We start from the raw sequence: 16,074 nt of genomic DNA on the forward strand, positions 1-16,074 counted from the left end.
GGCATGCATCGTGAGATACTCGGCGATGAGGCGCCGCATTGCGGCATCATCGTCAATGACAAGAACATGTTTCAACGGCACACCTTCAATCTTGAATCCCCTTGTCTAAACCTGTTGCCGAGCAACCCTGGGGCACCGACCCAGAACAGCTGCTCCTTGATACCACTCGCCGTTGCGTGCGGCCAATGTGAGGCCGTGCTCGTCCTGTTCTTTTCATCCCCAGCGAATTGACCGCACCAAGGCAGCCCGTGGCCACCAGACAGGTCCAAGCGCCGACATGACCCTGCCGTGTGGTCCTTCGCTTTTTCGCTTCGAGCTCCCCCGTTGGTGCAGGCCTGCCAATATCACTCAAGTTCGACCTCATGGATGCCAAGTTTCCTGCTATGCCCTTGCATCCTGGTCATCCTGGAGTTTGCGGACCTGGATCATCTCGATATCCTCCGGCTCGTGGATCCAGCTCGGACATGGTTGAGCAGCGCGGCGTTTGGCTTGATCGGAGAGGCGGTCGGCGGAAGAAGACCGTGATTCGCTGCAGCGGCCTTGTGCAAAATAGTGTGTCTCCTGCCAAGCCGGCTTCGTCCAAGGTGGCCGGCGGCCTCAAATGCTGTTCGGCGACCGGCAGGTCGCCGGTTGCGGTGAACGTCCGGGCTAACATTTCTCAGTTACTGCAACTCCTCCATCTTGAGCGTGTCACTATGCTTGTCCATTGCGCCGTCGGACTCCGTCAATGACGTGCGGTTATCTGCCGATGGGACTGTGCATGATCCACCCTTTGGCGGCGGCGGCCGAACAGCTGAACGAGGCTCGCACCAGGATGGGCTGCGCCGCCACGTCTTCCCAGTTGACCCTCGCCGCCGCGGATTTGCGCCCTCGAGCCAGCTTCGCGGACGAGCTCGCGTCTCAAGCAATGATCTGAGTGTGCAGGGCCGCGCATGGCTGCTCTTTAACGACCGGCAGCATACCGGCAAAGTTGGGCCGCTTTATCGCCTTAGTCGATTCCCCACGGTGATCCCGAGCCTGAACAAGCCCGCCAAGCTCCCCATTTTGTCCTTGGCTTGGCGCTGACAGAAGTACCATCCATGACGCCAAAGTCGCGGCCCACACTCCAGGAGCAACGGACGGCCGGGACGAGCAATCCTGTACAGGAGTCATTGTACCAAGATGCTCCGGATGTCGCTGGCTGATCGGGCCCGCGCCACTCACGCATGCGCAAGATGCTCACCCACGCTGATACGAACACGGTCTTTGCTTCAATTGAAACCGAAAAGCTGAACTTGAACATCACACAGTAACAAACCTCCCCGATAAGCGCGTGCCGGACAGGGCCAGAACCCGTCCGGCGGCTTGGAAAGGTAGGTGATAGGGAATGTTTATTGCAGCTTGGCCGCTGGCCATCGTCCTGATGACATCCATGTCACTCCCAGCCGAGCCCGCGCCACTTTCTCCGCGTGAGTTCCGCAGCCTGTCGCGCAAATGCGCCCCCTGGGTTGCGCCGTCCACCCTCGCCGCGATTGCCAAGATTGAAAGTGGCTTTGAAACGCTGGTGGCTCATGACAACACCACAGGTGAGCAGCTTCGCTGGATAGACCACCTGGAAGCCACGCGGGGCATCAAGGAACGCCTCGAAGCACAACATTCTGTCGATGTTGGATTGATGCAGATAAACAGCAAGAACTTTGCCGTGCTCAATCTCACGCCGGAAAGGGCTTTCGAGCCCTGCGCCTCGCTTTCGGCTGCCGCCCACCTGCTTGAAAGCCGGTATGCCGGCGGCACCACTGCTGTGGCACAGCAACTGGCGCTTCGCCGTGCCATCTCGGCCTATAACACGGGCGACGTCACGCATGGCTTCGCCAACGGTTATGTACGCAAGGTCGAGTCGGCCGCAAAGGACATCTCAAGTCTCCTTGAGAGAACGCTGGAGCCGACTGCTCGAGATGTGCCGCACCTTGAGGCACCCGGTCGGAAAGCCGTGCCGCCTCTGCTCCAGCAGAGCCAACAGGCCAATAGAAAGAAGCAGCCCAACCAAGATTCTTGGGACATCTGGGGCTCGTATCAGCCAGACCGCTCCGGGGCCGATCCCTCCGATCCGACAGGCAGCCAGGCTGCGAAAGCACGGGAACCCTCGAACCCGAACAAACTCGTATTCGATTGAAACATGGAGATGCAATGATGACGCCACTCAAGATACTTCGTGCGCTTAAAACGCGTGTTCCTTCGCCTTTTTTCATGCTGCGCATGGCGGCTGAATATGTACCGGCCGCTGCTGCAGGCGCGGCGTGGACGGTCTTCTACAGCGGGCCAGCCGCGGCTCAGGTGACCGGAGGGACGGATCCTGCCAAGATGGTCCAGAATATCTGCACGTTCATACTTGGGCCCTTTGGACAATCACTGGCCGTGCTCGGGCTCGTAGCCATCGGTATCTCTTGGATGTTCGGTCGTGCTTCACTTGGCCTGGTTGCGGGTGTCGTTGGAGGGATCGTCATCATGTTCGGGGCCAGCTTCCTGGGCAAGGCGCTCATAGGCGGTGGCTGATGAGCGACCGGTTGGAAGTGAGCACCCTCTATGTGGCGGCGACGCGCCCGGCACTGTTTCTGGGGGTGCCGCTGACGCTGGCCGGATTGCTCATGATGTTGGCTGGGCTTGTTATCATTATCCTTCAGAACCCGCTCTACGAAATCGTTCTCGCGCCACTCTGGTTCGGAGCACGGCTGGTTGTTGAGCGTGACTATAACGCGGCAAGCGTCGTGCTGCTCTATTTGCAGACGGCCGGCAGAAGCGTGGACGGGCCGGTCTGGGGAGGCGCAAGCGTCAGCGCCAATCCGATCAGAGTGCCGAAACGCGGAAGAGGAATGGTGTAATGTTCGGCGCCAGCGGCCGGACCGAGAGGTCTGGCGAGATCTACCTTCCGTATGTTGGTCACGTAAGCGATCAGGTTGTCCTTCTGGAAGACGGATCGATCATGGCCATGGCACATGTGAACGGTGTGCCCTTTGATTTGGAAGACGCTGAGATGCGCAACTCGCGCTGCCGCGCGTTCAACACTCTCTTGCGCAACATCGCCGATGACAATGTCTCGATATACGCTCATCTTGTGAGACACAACGATGTGCCGGCGCCGGCGCCGCGCCGGTTTCAAAGTGCATTCGCTGGCAGTCTGAGCGAGGCCTACGAGCGTCGTGTGCTGTCGGGAAAGCTCTTTCGCAACGATCACTTCCTCACTTTGATCGTGTCCCCCCGCACCGCAATCGGCAAGATCGGCTTGCGGATTGCCAAGTCCCGCAGACGGAATGAGCACGATCTAGCCACCCAAATGCGGAGCCTGGAAGACCTCTGGCACATCATTGCTGGCGCACTCGGCGGTTACGGTCTGCGCCGGTTGGGCATTCGTGAGAAAGGCAACGTGCTCTTCACGGAAATCGGCGAGGCGCTTCGGCTCATGATGACTTGCCGGTTTCTTCCGGTTCCGATGGTTACCGGCTCACTTGGCGCCTCGATCTACACTGACCAGGTCATCTGCGGGAAGCGGGCGCTTGAGATTCGAAGGCCCGGGGATAGCTCCGTCGGATCATTGTTTTCGTTCCGTGAATATCCGGCGACGACGCGGCCGGGCATGCTAAATTCCTTGCTGTCCGCCAACTTCCCGCTTGTCCTGAGCCAGAGCTTTTCCTTCCTCACTCGCCCGCAAGCTCATGCCAAACTAAGCCTTAAGTCCAGCCAGATGACGAGTGCCGGCGACAAGGCTCTCACCCAGATCAATGAACTTGCCGAGGCAGAGGACGCACTGGCAAGCAACGAATTCGTGATGGGTTCGCATCATCTGAGCCTGTGCGTCTATGCCGACAGCCTCAATAGCCTTGCAGATCGCGCAGCAAGTGCCCGCGCACGGCTGGCCGACGCGGGCGCCGTTATCGTCCAAGAGGGCATCGGCATGGAGGCCGCATATTGGTCCCAACTTCCGGGGAACAACAGGTGGCGCACGCGCCCGGGGGCGATCACCTCACACAATTTTGCCGGGCTCGTCTCATTTGAGAACTTCCCAAGCGGTTCCAGTTCCGGCCACTGGGGCAATGCTGTTGCGCGCTTTCGCACAAACGGTGGAACTTCTTTCGACTACATCCCCCATGAGAATGACGTCGGCATGACGGCAATATTCGGGCCCGTTGGCAAAGGCAAGACGACGCTGATGACCTTTGTCCTCGCGATGCTTGAGCAAAGCTTGGTCGATCGCAATGGTGCGATCGTCTTCTTCGACAAGGATCGGGGTGGTGAACTGCTGGTGCGAGCCACGGGAGGGACATATCTTGCGTTGCGCAGAGGCGCTCCGAGCGGCTTGGCCCCTCTGCGTGGACTGGACAACACCTCCGCCTCTCGGGACTTTCTGCGCGAGTGGTTGATGGCCCTGATCGAGAGTGACGGCCGTGGTCCGATCTCGCCGGAGGAAAGCCGTCGGCTGGAACGCGGCATTGTTCGTCAGCTTTCGTTCGAACCCCCTATGCGCTCACTTGCGGGCCTGCGCGAGTTCCTATTGCACAGCCCCTCCGAGGGCGCAGGAGCACGGCTGCAGCGGTGGTGTAGAGGGGGGGCGCTTGGATGGGCCTTTGACGGCGACGTGGACGAAGTAAGGCTGGATGCCTCCATTACGGGCTTCGACATGACGCAGCTCCTGGAATATGAGGAGGTCTGTGCACCGGCCGCCGCATACCTTCTGCATCGAGTGGGCGCTATCGTCGATGGTCGTCGGTTCGTGATGAGCTGCGACGAATTTCGATTCTATCTACTCAACCCCCAATTCTCGGCCGTTATCGACAAGTTCTTGCTCACGGTCCGCAAAAACAACGGCATGTTGATACTCGCAACGCAGCAGCCTGAACACGTTCTGGAATCGCCTCTCGGAGCTAGTCTCGTTGCGCAATGTATGACGAAAATTTTCTACCCATCACCGACGGCGGACCGCTCTGCGTATGTCGATGGCTTGAAGTGCACTGCGCAGGAGTTCGAGGCAATCCGCCAGGGAATGGCAATCGGCAGCCGCAAGTTTTTGCTCAAGCGCGATAGCGGGAGTATTGTTTGCGAATTCGATCTTGGGCAGATGCGCGAGTACGTAGCCGTACTCTCGGGGCGGGCCAACACAGTGCGCTTTGCCGACCAGCTTCGCAACCAGCACGGAGACGCCCCAAGTGGGTGGCTCGACAAGTTCATGGCCCGGTACCATGAAGTTCAAGACTGACGGAGGAATATTCATGAAACTTGCCAAACTTGCAGTAACGACCCTTGCTGCTTCCCTTCTGCTTCACGGACAGGCCCGGTCGCAATGGATCGTCACCGACCCTGTAACAGAAACACAATCGACCTTAACAGCGATTTCCAATGCGGCGATCCTTGAGAGGTCAATCGAGACGCTCGCTACGACGATCGAAATGGTGACAATGCTAACCTCGTCATTCGCTGTCACGGGAGTGCTAAGCTCACTGAACCAAGGAAATCATTACCCGTCGAGCAATAAGCTGGAGGAGCAGATGTTTGATGCTCGGGCGCCAGCTTCGATTGTCGCCCGTAACATTGCGGAGGACCCAAATCGGATAGTCACGGGCGACGATTCAGAAGCGAAACTGTTAAAGGGACAAATCGCTGGGGCCGCCAATGCCGCAGCTATTGCAGCCGACACTTTGGGCATGATGGACAAGCGCCTTAAGGATAACGCCGGCACGCTTGGTCAGCTTTCCCGCTCGGGAAATATTATGCAGGCCACCGTGACCAACGGTCTGGTCCTCAAGCAGATTCACGATGCGATGATCCAAAATGCCCAGGCCACGAGTCTGCTGACTATGGCCACTGCACAAGGGAGCCTTCACGCCGCTGAGGAGGCCGCCACGCAGCGTCGCGAACATCGGGACACCGCTCGCATTTTTGGCCCGCTCCCGTGAACGCTGAGTTCATCAGGCTCAGCTGCGCTGATCAGGGACACATCAGGCTCACGCCATGAATTTCAAAATTCCCGCGCCATTCACGACTATACACACGATCTTTCATGGGGCCTTCACGTCCGGGCTGCACAAAGTGCTTGAAAACGTCCAAGCGGCGGTCAGTGCGCCTCTGGTTGCGTGTGTCACGCTCTGGATAATAATCCAAGGCTGTCTGGTCATGCGTGGTCAAGTCGATGCGCGCGGGGGTATCTCGCGCGTAATCATGGTGTCGATTGTCGTCGCCCTTATCTTAGGGCAGGCCAACTATCAGCAGTACATTGAAGCGCTTTTCGACGAAACGATTCCGAGGTTGGCTCACGACATCAGTGGCAGCGACTTGCCCTTCATCGGAATCGCCCAGAAGCTCGACATCATGTTTGCTTCAAGCCAGTATGTCTTTCAGCTGATTGCTTCCGAAATTGGGCCTATGAACGGCCAGGACATACTTGCTTTCGAGGGAGCGCAATGGATTTTCTACGGCGCGCTGTGGACAGCGTTCGAGATCTACGATGCCGTTGGAATTCTGACGAAGGTGCTCTTGACGATCGGCCCCCTGGTCCTTGTAGGCTACCTTTTTGATCACACTCGAGACATAGCCACCAGATGGATCGGCCAACTGCTCTCGTACGGGCTGCTGCTTCTCCTCCTCAACATCGTTGCAACGATAGTAATCGCTGCCGAAGCAGTCTCGCTGGCAGCCATGCTTTTGATGATCAAATTCTCGGGCACGACAGCAGCCAAGATCATCGGGCTTTACGAGCTCGACATGCTTTTCCTAGCTGGTGACGCTCTGATCGTCGCGCTTCCGACGATCGCCAGCAGCATCGCCGGCGGCTCTTGGGGAGGTGCGAACCGACCTCTTAACAGCCTCAATCGCCACTTTGCCAAAACGGCGGGTGGTTAATCAATCGACAAGTTCGGTGCCAAAAACATGAAATATTGCCTACTTCTGTCAATCCTCGCTTTGGCCGCCTGCAAGACGAGCCATGGGCTTGCGACGTGCGCGGGTGCCCCATTCCAACTGAACGTGGGACAATGGGAAACCACCCCTGAGGATCTTCAGGTCGAATGCGCGGAAGAGCCAAAGTGAAATTTCCTGAACATGCCCTTCTGGTGGAGAGAGAAACGCTAGCCGCCCACTATAAGAAGGTGGAAGCGTTTCAAACGTCACGAGCGAAGTCTGCGCGGCGCCTGTCAAAGGCCCTGATCGCCTTTGCCGCAGCGGCGGTCCTAGGAAATGTTGCCCAGGCATTTACCATCGCTGCCATGGTCCCGTTGGCCAAGCTCGTACCTGTGTTCCTCTGGGTCCGGCCGGATGGGACCGTCGACAGCGAAGTGTCAGTGTCTCGACTGCCGGCAACCCAAGACCGAGCCGTCATAAATGCTTCGCTGTGGGAATATGTACGCCTGCGCGAGGGGTACACAGCAGATACAGCCCAATACGCCTATGACCTCGTATCCAGTTTCAGCGCGCCGACTGTGCGACAGCAATATCAAGATTTCTTCAACTATCCGAATCCCACCTCGCCGCAAGTCACGGTCGGCAAGCGCGGCAAGCTCGAGGTCGGGCATATTTCTTCAAACGACATCAGTCCGGACGTTCAACAGATCCGTTACAAACGTACGCTTGTTGTCGATGGGCAGATGCCGATAGTGACCACCTGGACAGCTACCATCCGCTACGAGCGCTTGACGGGTCTGCCTGGGCAATCGAGGCTCACCAATCCGGGAGGTCTACTCATCACTTCCTATCAAAGCTCGGAAGATAGCGTATCGAACCTGGGCTATGTGCAGCCATGACAAAAAGAGCGTTTCTCGCGCTGGTCTGTTCACTCTTCTTAACGATGGAAGCGTCCGCGGAAGACACACCACTTGCCGGCAAGCATGATGCGCGCATGCGCTACCTGGCTTACCGTCCTGACGAAGTGGTGCGCCTGTCTACCGCAGTGGGGGCAACGCTGGTTGTCACATTCGCGGCCAACGAGACAGTCGCAGCCGTGGCCGTTTCCAATAGCAAAGACCTGGCTGCGCTCCCGCGCGCCAACTATCTCTTTTTTAAGGCTAGCCGGATGCTCCCGCCGCAGCCGGTCATCGTGCTGGCCGAGAGTGAGTCCGGTACACGGAGATACGTCTTCAGTATTTCAACGAGAGCGATGCCAAAACTCGATGAGCAGCAACCTGACCTATACTACAGTGTGCAGTTCACCTATCCTGCTGATGAGGCTGCTGCTCGGAGAAAGGACGCAGAAAGGCGCTCGATTCTTGGTCAGGCCCGGGCGAAAGTGCTGCACGACGAGAGAGTTCAGGATTTGTTGAATCGGCCCGCCGCAACTACCAGTCCGGACGAAAGCAATTTTCACTACGTCGCAAAGGGCGATCGATCGCTGTCGCCGCTGCAAGTTTTCGATAATGGCTTTACCACCGTATTTGGCTTCGCAAGCAATTCCCGCATACCCTCTCTCTACATTATCAATCCCGACGGCAAGGAAGCCGCTGCCAATTACACGGTCAAAGGAGACTATGTTGAAGTATCCGCAGTCGCCCGGGAATGGCGTCTGAGAGATGGCAATACGGTCTTGTCCATTTTCAACAGGGCTTATGACCCTGTGGGACGAGCGCCAGGGACCGGTACAGTGACACCCGACGTGTGGCGCGTTTTGAAAGGCTCGGCCGATGAATGAAACCGGCCCACAGTCGGGACATGATGTCCATGCCTCCGGATCGATGGTCTCGGAGCCGGCCCGCCGGCATGTTTCGGGATTGCAGAAGTTGGCCGTCGCTGCTCTTGTTCTCATCTCATCTCTATCACTCATCTGGCTCGGAGGTCGTCCCAGCACACAAGACGAACCAACTCAGCCAAAACCTCCAATTGTCGCCGACGCCGAACCATTCCGCCCCGTGCCGATTGAGATTGCTCCCGGAGCTCCAGCAGCCGTACAGGCGGCGCAGGCAGGAGATCCTGCGCCATCCACGCCGACTTCAGCTGATCCGCCGCCGGAGGAAACACCAATTTTCGCCTACAGTGGCAGCAGTAAAATGCCCAACGACGGTCAGCGGAGCGAAGACAACCATAGGGATGCTCCCGCGACCTCGGATGAGATTTCAGACGCTGGCGATCTGTCGGCGCGATTGAAGCCAGATATACAGGAGCCAAGCCGGGCCACACTTTTGCCGCACCCTGATCTCGTGATTACTCAAGGAACGATCATCCCCTGCATTTTGCAAACGGCAGTCGACACAAATTTACCGGGTTATGTGAAGTGCGTCTTACCTAAAGACGTCCGCGGCGCCACCAACAACGTGGTGCTTTTGGATCGCGGGACGACCGTGATTGGCGAGATCCAGCGTGGTCTCCAACAGGGGGATGCGCGTGTCTTCGTGCTGTGGACGCGCATGGAAACGCCTGACCATGCCCTCGTTTCGCTAGCATCGCCGGGCGCTGACGAGCTCGGCCGCTCCGGAATGCCTGGCACGGTGGATAATCACTTCTGGCAGCGCTTTGGCGGAGCAATGCTCATGAGCGTCATTCAAGGCGCGTTTCAGGCCGCCGGTCAATACGCTGGCAGCTCAGGTGGAGGAAGCGGTATCAACAGCTTCCAGAGCAACGCCGGACAAGCCGTTGAGACGACCCTTAGAGCAACGATCAACGTTCCGCCAACTCTGAAGAAAAACCAGGGAGATGCTGTATCCATCTTTGTGGCTCGGGACCTCGATTTCTCAGATGTATACGATCTTAGAGCGACCGCCGTGGCGCCAGCCCCCCCCCAACATCGCCAACGCCGGAGAGACAACAATGCGACCGGAGGCTGACCCTCAATTGCGTTTGCTTCTCAACCCTGTTCTGAAATGGCTTGAGGAGCCAAGGACCGAAGAGGTCGCTATCAACCGGCCTGGGGAAGCCTTTGTCCGACAGGCCGGCGTTTTCACGAAACATCCGCTACCGCTATCTTATGACGATCTGGAGGACATCGCGATCCTCGCTGGAGCGCTGCGCAAGCAAGATGTCGGACCGCAAAGCCCCCTCTGTGCGACTGAGCTGCCGAACGGAGAGCGGCTGCAGATCTGTTTGCCGCCCGCTGTTCCCTCAGGAACAATAAGCCTGACGATACGGCGTCCCTCAAGTCGTGTGACCGAACTCAAGGAAGTTTCTTCTCGCTACGAATACTCGCGTTGGAATCAATGGCGGTCACGAAAGGAGCGCCAAGAGCGGCAGGACGAAACGATTCTTCAGCACTACGACCATGGTGACTTGGAGCAATTTTTGCGAGCGTGCGTTTGCGGGCGGCTCACGATGCTGCTTTGCGGACCTACTGGTAGCGGCAAAACGACAATGAGCAAGACTTTGATCAACGCTATACCCCCGCAAGAGAGGCTGATAAGTATCGAGGACACGCTCGAACTTGCAATCCCGCACGAGAATCATGTCCGGTTACTCTATCCGAAGGACCGAGCAGGCGTAGGTGCGGTGACAGCCGAGCAACTGTTGCAAGCCAGCTTGCGCATGCGCCCTGATCGAATATTGCTTGGCGAGATGCGCGATGATGCTGCTTGGGCCTACCTTAGCGAAGTCGTCTCCGGCCATGCGGGATCAATATCGACGATTCATGGGGCGGATCCGGTCCAAGGCTTTAAAAAGCTCTTTTCACTCGTCAAGAGCAGCCCGCAAGGAGCTGCTGTGGAAGACCACACGCTTCTTGACCTGCTGTCGGCTGCCATTGACGTCATTGTGCCGTTTCGTACCCACGGCGACGTGTATGAGGTGGGGGAGGTGTGGCTCGCCGCCGATGCCCGGCGACGCGGAGAGACAGTAGCCGATCTTCTCAATAAGCACTAAGGCTCGAGCACGTCGGGGATCGGTAAGTCGTTTGTGATATGATGGCGCAACTTGTTCAGATTCAACGTCACTTTGATTTGACCGAGGTTGATTATGGGAGGACGACTGGGCGTAGCCCTTCGGTCACAAGCCTGAACTCTTCGGCCGCCCTGTCGGCGCGGCAAGCTGCGGCACGATTCGACTGGGTGTATCGAGCGCGTCCGCTGAATTGCGCGGGCGACGCTCAGCGAGCTGGTGCCGATGCCTGCTTCAAAAGCGGCATCGACACCCGGCAGGTCGTACCCTTGATTTACCTAGCCGCGCTCAAATGAGCGTCTTCAAAGCCGCCGAACGTGGTTCGGAATGACCGGTTGGTAAATCGGGAAGTGCTATACAGGGAATCCTCCCGGTATTGCCTCCAGGGGGTCCTCTCAATGAACAAAGCCGCAACCTGCCCTTGCGACCTCAGCTGGAGTTTGCGACGCAACCCATATAGGAGGATCGATGCGCAGAGAAATCGCAGGCAGAGTCGGTGGCATTGTGGGCTGGCCGACCGACGGTTTCAGCCCGTCAACAGGTCTTCACGTGTTCCATCCCCGACTATTGCAGGCGTGCGGATTGCATTCTCCCGCGATCACCCATCGGAAAGAGCGTTACGAACACTACGAAGAGTTGCGCGACTTCTGCTGTCGCCCCGGTCTTACAGCGGACGGTGACCTGTCCTACCTTGATAGGACGTGAAATGCGAACGCTGCTCATTGATCATCACGTGGATCTTACGCGCGCCGTGCGAGCTGCGCTCGGGGATAGCGGTTTTGCCGTTGATGTAGTTGGCAACCTGGAACAGGCGTCGAGGGCATTCTGTTGCGCAACCTATGAAATTCTCCTGCTGGAGTTGGCTCTGCCAGATGGCGATGGCTTGGGCTGGCTGAGACAGCTAAGGAGCGACGGGCATTCAGTTCCAACCCTCATTATGAGTAGCATCAACGATCTCGAGAAGCGAATTGCAATTTTCAACGGTGGCGCGGACGATTTTCTGCTCAAGCCCGTCTCTTTCGATGAGCTCATCGCCAGAATGAGAGCCATTCTGCGCCGGTCGACACAGGTGACCGACCCCATCGTTGTATTTGGCAATCTCAATTTCGATCCGATCGGCCGACAGGTTTCCGTCTCGGGTCATCCTCTGAAGATCGCACGCCGCGAACTATGTATTTTAGAGCATCTGCTTATCCGTGCAGGCCGCATCGTGCCTCGTGCGCAGTTGGAAGATCACCTCTATTCGTTCAACGACGAGGTATCTGCCAACGCGCTTGAAGTCGGAATCTATCGCTTACGTGGACACCTGAGTAGGTCAGGTGCAACGCCACGGATCACGACCGTGCGCGGCATTGGTTACCTTCTTGAATTGACTGAGGCGGCATCCGCATAGTTGGTCTAAATTGAAAGAACAGACTGCGTATCAAGCGCCGCATTCGATCCATCGGCTTCAAGTCGCAGGCGAGCGCCGTGGTTATCCTCTCCGGCATCGAGATGATCCACATGATTGGCAAGCGACAGGCGAGGTATGACTACAAGTCTGTCGATCGCTGTTTCGATATCCTCGCTGCCTGACGGACAGGCCGAAATGGCCGTTCACACCCCCATTTCCAGGTTTGCGACAGAGCCTTTTGTCGGCGTTGCCGGCTTCGAAGGGCCGGTGCGCGCCGAGCGCATCAAGATCATCCCCGGCCACCTTGCTGCGGCCACTCGCCGAGTACGAAGCGGTGGTCGGAGGGAGCTGGTGATGACGACGCTAGATCATGACCTGCTGATCGCAATCCTGGATCGGCTGAAGTTGACGGCCATCCGCGACCAGCTCGACACGCTCATGTCGAGCAAGATCGCGCAGTTCCCGTTTGTCCGCGAACTCGACGGCTTCGGCTTCGACGCGCAGCCATCGGTCTGCTTCAGCCAAACGTATTCATAGGTATGGGACAGGCCTTGCTATGTCCGAACGTCACTGCGCGGCAAAAACGTTGGATTTCAAGAAATAAAGTATTGGACAGTGCCCAATTTACCGTTGGAAAAGCTGGATATGGCGTTTCAGCGTTTCAGCGAAATAACCGAAATCAATCACTCCTAACAGCAAAGGCAACCGGAACTCGATCGCTTCCGTTGCCCGCGACTTAGCGAAACGCTTGTTCGCGATTTACTAAAACGGCTGTCCCAATTTAGTGAAATCCGCAGACAAGCCGCTGGAGGTTGGCCAAAGGCCACCCACGCCTGCTCCGAGGCCCTCCAGGGCAATGGTCTGAGACCTGGGCTCAAGCAGGATGAGACGCCGCTGGAGCTCAGGTGCAAGCGCTGCCACGCCCGCTCCGAGGCCCCACAAGGCCGAAGCGCAGTCGTCGGGGTCACGAGGCCTCTCGGCCACGACGACGAGCCTGAACCTGGATCCGCCTTTCTTGAGGCGTTGCGACTATCATCGCGGCGACACGCAGCTCTTGATTTGTGTGCGACACCTCAGCAGATCCATCGGGCTGAGCCGCTCAGCAATATCAACGAGAATGTCCAGCGGCAGATCAAGGATACTCAGAGGAGGAAACGCTTGATCTTGAGGCTCAGAGCGCGTCTGCTCCACTATAGAACAGGATGATTCACCGGGTCCTTCAACGCCAGCCGCCGGTCCGATGAGAGAATTGTCTCGGATATCACGCTCGATGGGGTTAAATGCCGAGATGGGCGCCTTGCCACGCTCCTCAATGCCCCTCATGATTCACCGCCTATAGCTACCAACTGAATGAATCATCGTGATTGTCGCGCAGCGGAATCCTCAAGGATCGGGCAGTTCGTAGGGGGCGCCGGTTTGACCAGGTTGAGCCCGCGAATTGCTCGATCGGACAAGATCCTAATTCTGACGAGATCCTCGGGACGCACTCCAAGTTGTCGATCATGTTCGGCACACAAGGAAAGGGCGGCATTGCTGCCGCCCTTTCCGCTGTAGGTTGATAGGGGCTGGATTAGAAATCCATGCCGCCCATGCCGCCCATGCCGCCCATACCGCCGCCGCCCATGCCGCCAGGCATGCCGCCGCCGCCAGCCGACTCCTTCTTCGGAGCCTCCGCGATCATGGCTTCGGTGGTGACCAGCAGGCCGGCGACCGAGGCCGCGTCCTGGAGAGCCGTACGGACAACCTTGACCGGATCGACGATACCCATGGCGATCATGTCGCCATATTCGCCGGTCTGGGCGTTGTAGCCGAAGGTCGCGCCCTTGTTCTCAAGGATCTTGCCGGCAACGATCGATGCTTCCGCACCGGCGTTGGCCGCGATCTGGCGGGCCGGAGCCTGCAGCGCACGACGAACGATGTTGATGCCGGCGGCCTGGTCGGCATTGACGCCGGTGACCTTGATGTCGGCCGAAGCGCGCAGGAGAGCGACGCCGCCGCCTGCAACGATGCCTTCTTCGACGGCCGCGCGGGTCGCGTTGAGGGCGTCATCGACGCGGTCCTTCTTTTCCTTGACTTCGACTTCCGTGGCACCGCCGACGCGGATCACCGCAACGCCGCCGGCGAGCTTCGCCAGACGTTCCTGCAGCTTCTCCTTGTCGTAGTCCGAAGTGGTCTCTTCGATCTGCTGCTTGATCTGGGCAACGCGGCCCTGGATCTCGGCCTTCTTGCCGGCGCCGTCGACGATGGTGGTGTTCTCCTTGGAGATCGACACCTTCTTGGCGCGGCCGAGCATGTTGAGGCCGACGTTCTCGAGCTTGATGCCGAGGTCTTCCGAGATGACCTGGCCACCGGTGAGGATGGCGATGTCTTCCAGCATGGCCTTGCGGCGATCACCGAAGCCCGGCGCCTTGACGGCGGCGATCTTCAGGCCGCCACGCAGCTTGTTGACGACCAGCGTGGCCAGGGCCTCGCCTTCGACGTCTTCCGAGATGATGAGCAGCGGCTTCGAGGTCTGCACGACGGCTTCGAGAACCGGCAGCATCGCCTGCAGGTTGGACAGCTTCTTCTCGTGCAGGAGGATGTAGACGTCCTCGAGCTCGGCAACCATCTTGTCGGCGTTGGTGACGAAGTAGGGCGAGAGATAGCCGCGGTCGAACTGCATGCCTTCGACGACCTCGAGTTCAGTCTCGGCGGTCTTGGCTTCCTCAACCGTGATGACGCCTTCGTTGCCGACCTTCTGCATCGCTTCGGCGATCATCTTGCCGACCGACTCGTCGCCATTGCCGGCGATCGTGCCGACCTGGGCAACTTCCTCGGAGGTCTTGATCTTCTTGGCAGCCTTGCCGAGCGCCGCGACGACTTCGGTCACGGCCAGATCGATGCCGCGCTTCAGGTCCATCGGGTTCATGCCGGCGGCAACGGCCTTGTTGCCTTCCTGGACGATCGACTGCGCCAGAACGGTCGCGGTTGTGGTGCCGTCACCGGCGATGTCGTTGGTCTTCGAAGCAACTTCGCGGATCATCTGCGCGCCCATGTTTTCGAACTTGTCGGAAAGTTCGATTTCCTTGGCGACGGTGACCCCGTCCTTGGTGATGCGCGGTGCGCCGAACGACTTGTCGATGACGACGTTGCGGCCCTTGGGGCCGAGGGTGACCTTCACCGCGTCGGCGAGGATGTTGATGCCGTGAAGCATGCGCTCACGGGCATCGCGGGAGAATTTTACGTCTTTGGCAGCCATTTTTTTACTCCTGGGCATCTCGCCCGAAATTCAGATTTGATGGTGCGAAGGAAAGGCCTGATATCAGCCGATGATGCCCATAATGTCGGATTCCTTCATGATCAGAAGGTCTTCGCCATTGAGCTTGACTTCGGTACCCGACCACTTGCCGAACAGGATGCGGTCGCCGGCCTTGACGTCCAGCGGGACCAGCTTGCCTGCTTCGTCACGAGCGCCGGAGCCGACGGCGATGATCTCGCCTTCCTGCGGCTTTTCCTTCGCCGTATCCGGGATGATGATCCCGCCGGCGGTCTTGGATTCGGATTCGACCCGGCGAACGACCACGCGGTCATGCAGCGGCCGGAAATTCGACTTTGCCATTTTTGGATGTCCTTGGTGCGGATGTTGAACGGTTCTCCGTTGCCGGAGCGTGCTTAGCACTCAGCGGAAGCGAGTGCTAACGCGGCAATGAGATAAGCCGCATGCTCCTGCTAGTCAAGACGAAAGAGCAAAGAGCAAAGAGAAAAGAGCAGACAGCAAAGAGAAGAGAGCAAAGAGCGTGTAAGCATCGAGCCTTTTATGTGAACAATGTCGGGTATCAGACATATATGGGGCGGCTCACCCTTTGTATTTGAGCTTTATTCAGATGGCA

The 16,074-nt window shown here is 58.1% G+C and carries 14 protein-coding genes and 3 pseudogenes; 14 read left to right on the plus strand and 3 right to left on the minus strand.

Translation table 11 applies throughout. The features are described 5' to 3' along the window. A pseudogene (locus tag NKJ04_RS15435) lies at positions 1 to 75 on the minus strand (DNA-binding response regulator); the annotation flags it as partial. 1,291 nt (positions 76 to 1,366) lie between these two features. On the opposite strand from NKJ04_RS15435, the gene NKJ04_RS15440 reads away from it, so the two are divergent. From NKJ04_RS15440 to NKJ04_RS15505, 14 genes and pseudogenes are all read left to right on the plus strand, one after another. After that, a complete protein-coding gene (locus tag NKJ04_RS15440; RefSeq protein ID WP_023766572.1) occupies positions 1,367 to 2,152 on the plus strand; it encodes a type IV secretion system lytic transglycosylase VirB1 in 786 nt (261 codons plus the stop codon). A 14-nt stretch (positions 2,153 to 2,166) separates the two neighbouring features. After that, positions 2,167 to 2,532: a pilin major subunit VirB2 gene (gene virB2 / locus NKJ04_RS15445; RefSeq protein WP_031257862.1), complete on the plus strand. Its 366-nt coding sequence runs from the start codon at positions 2,167 to 2,169 to the stop codon at positions 2,530 to 2,532. Continuing rightward, positions 2,532 to 2,858 (plus strand): type IV secretion system protein VirB3, encoded by a 327-nt coding sequence (locus tag NKJ04_RS15450; RefSeq protein WP_023679584.1) that lies wholly within the window; start codon positions 2,532 to 2,534, stop codon positions 2,856 to 2,858. The genes virB2 and NKJ04_RS15450 overlap by 1 nt, the downstream gene beginning before the upstream one ends. Next, on the plus strand, positions 2,858 to 5,227 hold the full coding sequence (gene virB4, locus NKJ04_RS15455; protein ID WP_023737137.1) for a type IV secretion/conjugal transfer ATPase VirB4: 2,370 nt from the start codon (positions 2,858 to 2,860) through the stop codon (positions 5,225 to 5,227). The genes NKJ04_RS15450 and virB4 overlap by 1 nt, the downstream gene beginning before the upstream one ends. Positions 5,228 to 5,240: 13 nt before the next feature. Beyond that, positions 5,241 to 5,924: a TrbJ/VirB5 family protein gene (locus tag NKJ04_RS15460; protein WP_352676115.1), complete on the plus strand. Its 684-nt coding sequence runs from the start codon at positions 5,241 to 5,243 to the stop codon at positions 5,922 to 5,924. Positions 5,925 to 5,979: 55 nt separating this feature from the next. Further along, positions 5,980 to 6,867, plus strand: a complete 888-nt coding sequence (locus tag NKJ04_RS15465) for a type IV secretion system protein (RefSeq protein ID WP_023766575.1) — start codon at positions 5,980 to 5,982, stop codon at positions 6,865 to 6,867. Positions 6,868 to 6,894: 27 nt separating this feature from the next. Beyond that, a complete protein-coding gene (locus tag NKJ04_RS15470) occupies positions 6,895 to 7,053 on the plus strand; it encodes a type IV secretion system lipoprotein VirB7 (protein WP_081731114.1) in 159 nt (52 codons plus the stop codon). After that, on the plus strand, positions 7,050 to 7,763 hold the full coding sequence (locus NKJ04_RS15475) for a type IV secretion system protein VirB8 (protein WP_023766576.1): 714 nt from the start codon (positions 7,050 to 7,052) through the stop codon (positions 7,761 to 7,763). The genes NKJ04_RS15470 and NKJ04_RS15475 overlap by 4 nt, the downstream gene beginning before the upstream one ends. Continuing rightward, positions 7,760 to 8,644: a TrbG/VirB9 family P-type conjugative transfer protein gene (locus NKJ04_RS15480; protein WP_023766577.1), complete on the plus strand. Its 885-nt coding sequence runs from the start codon at positions 7,760 to 7,762 to the stop codon at positions 8,642 to 8,644. The genes NKJ04_RS15475 and NKJ04_RS15480 overlap by 4 nt, the downstream gene beginning before the upstream one ends. Beyond that, positions 8,637 to 9,773 (plus strand): type IV secretion system protein VirB10, encoded by a 1,137-nt coding sequence (gene virB10 / locus NKJ04_RS15485; protein ID WP_352676120.1) that lies wholly within the window; start codon positions 8,637 to 8,639, stop codon positions 9,771 to 9,773. Before NKJ04_RS15480 ends, virB10 begins: the two co-directional genes overlap by 8 nt. After that, complete coding sequence (gene virB11, locus NKJ04_RS15490) at positions 9,757 to 10,797, plus strand: P-type DNA transfer ATPase VirB11 (protein ID WP_023737143.1); 1,041 nt, start codon at positions 9,757 to 9,759, stop codon at positions 10,795 to 10,797. Before virB10 ends, virB11 begins: the two co-directional genes overlap by 17 nt. A 721-nt stretch (positions 10,798 to 11,518) precedes the next feature. Continuing rightward, positions 11,519 to 12,205 carry a response regulator gene (locus tag NKJ04_RS15495; RefSeq protein ID WP_023814396.1) on the plus strand — a complete coding sequence of 229 codons (687 nt, stop codon included), beginning with the start codon at positions 11,519 to 11,521 and terminating at the stop codon, positions 12,203 to 12,205. Positions 12,206 to 12,231: 26 nt separating this feature from the next. Beyond that, positions 12,232 to 12,387, plus strand: a pseudogene (locus NKJ04_RS15500) (IS6 family transposase); the annotation flags it as partial. A gap of 172 nt (positions 12,388 to 12,559) precedes the next feature. After that, a pseudogene (locus NKJ04_RS15505) lies at positions 12,560 to 12,718 on the plus strand (ATP-binding protein); the annotation flags it as partial. 1,057 nt (positions 12,719 to 13,775) lie between these two features. On the opposite strand, the gene groL reads toward NKJ04_RS15505, so the two are convergent. Together groL and groES are read right to left on the minus strand one after the other, a co-directional pair. After that, entirely contained in the window at positions 13,776 to 15,443 is a 1,668-nt protein-coding gene (groL, locus tag NKJ04_RS15515; protein WP_023766583.1) for a chaperonin GroEL, read from the minus strand. A gap of 63 nt (positions 15,444 to 15,506) precedes the next feature. After that, complete coding sequence (groES, locus tag NKJ04_RS15520) at positions 15,507 to 15,803, minus strand: co-chaperone GroES (RefSeq protein WP_019863563.1); 297 nt, start codon at positions 15,801 to 15,803, stop codon at positions 15,507 to 15,509. Positions 15,804 to 16,074: the final 271 nt, after the last annotated feature.

Source organism: Mesorhizobium sp. M0618 (genome assembly GCF_040320765.1).
Lineage (GTDB): Bacteria > Pseudomonadota > Alphaproteobacteria > Rhizobiales > Rhizobiaceae > Mesorhizobium.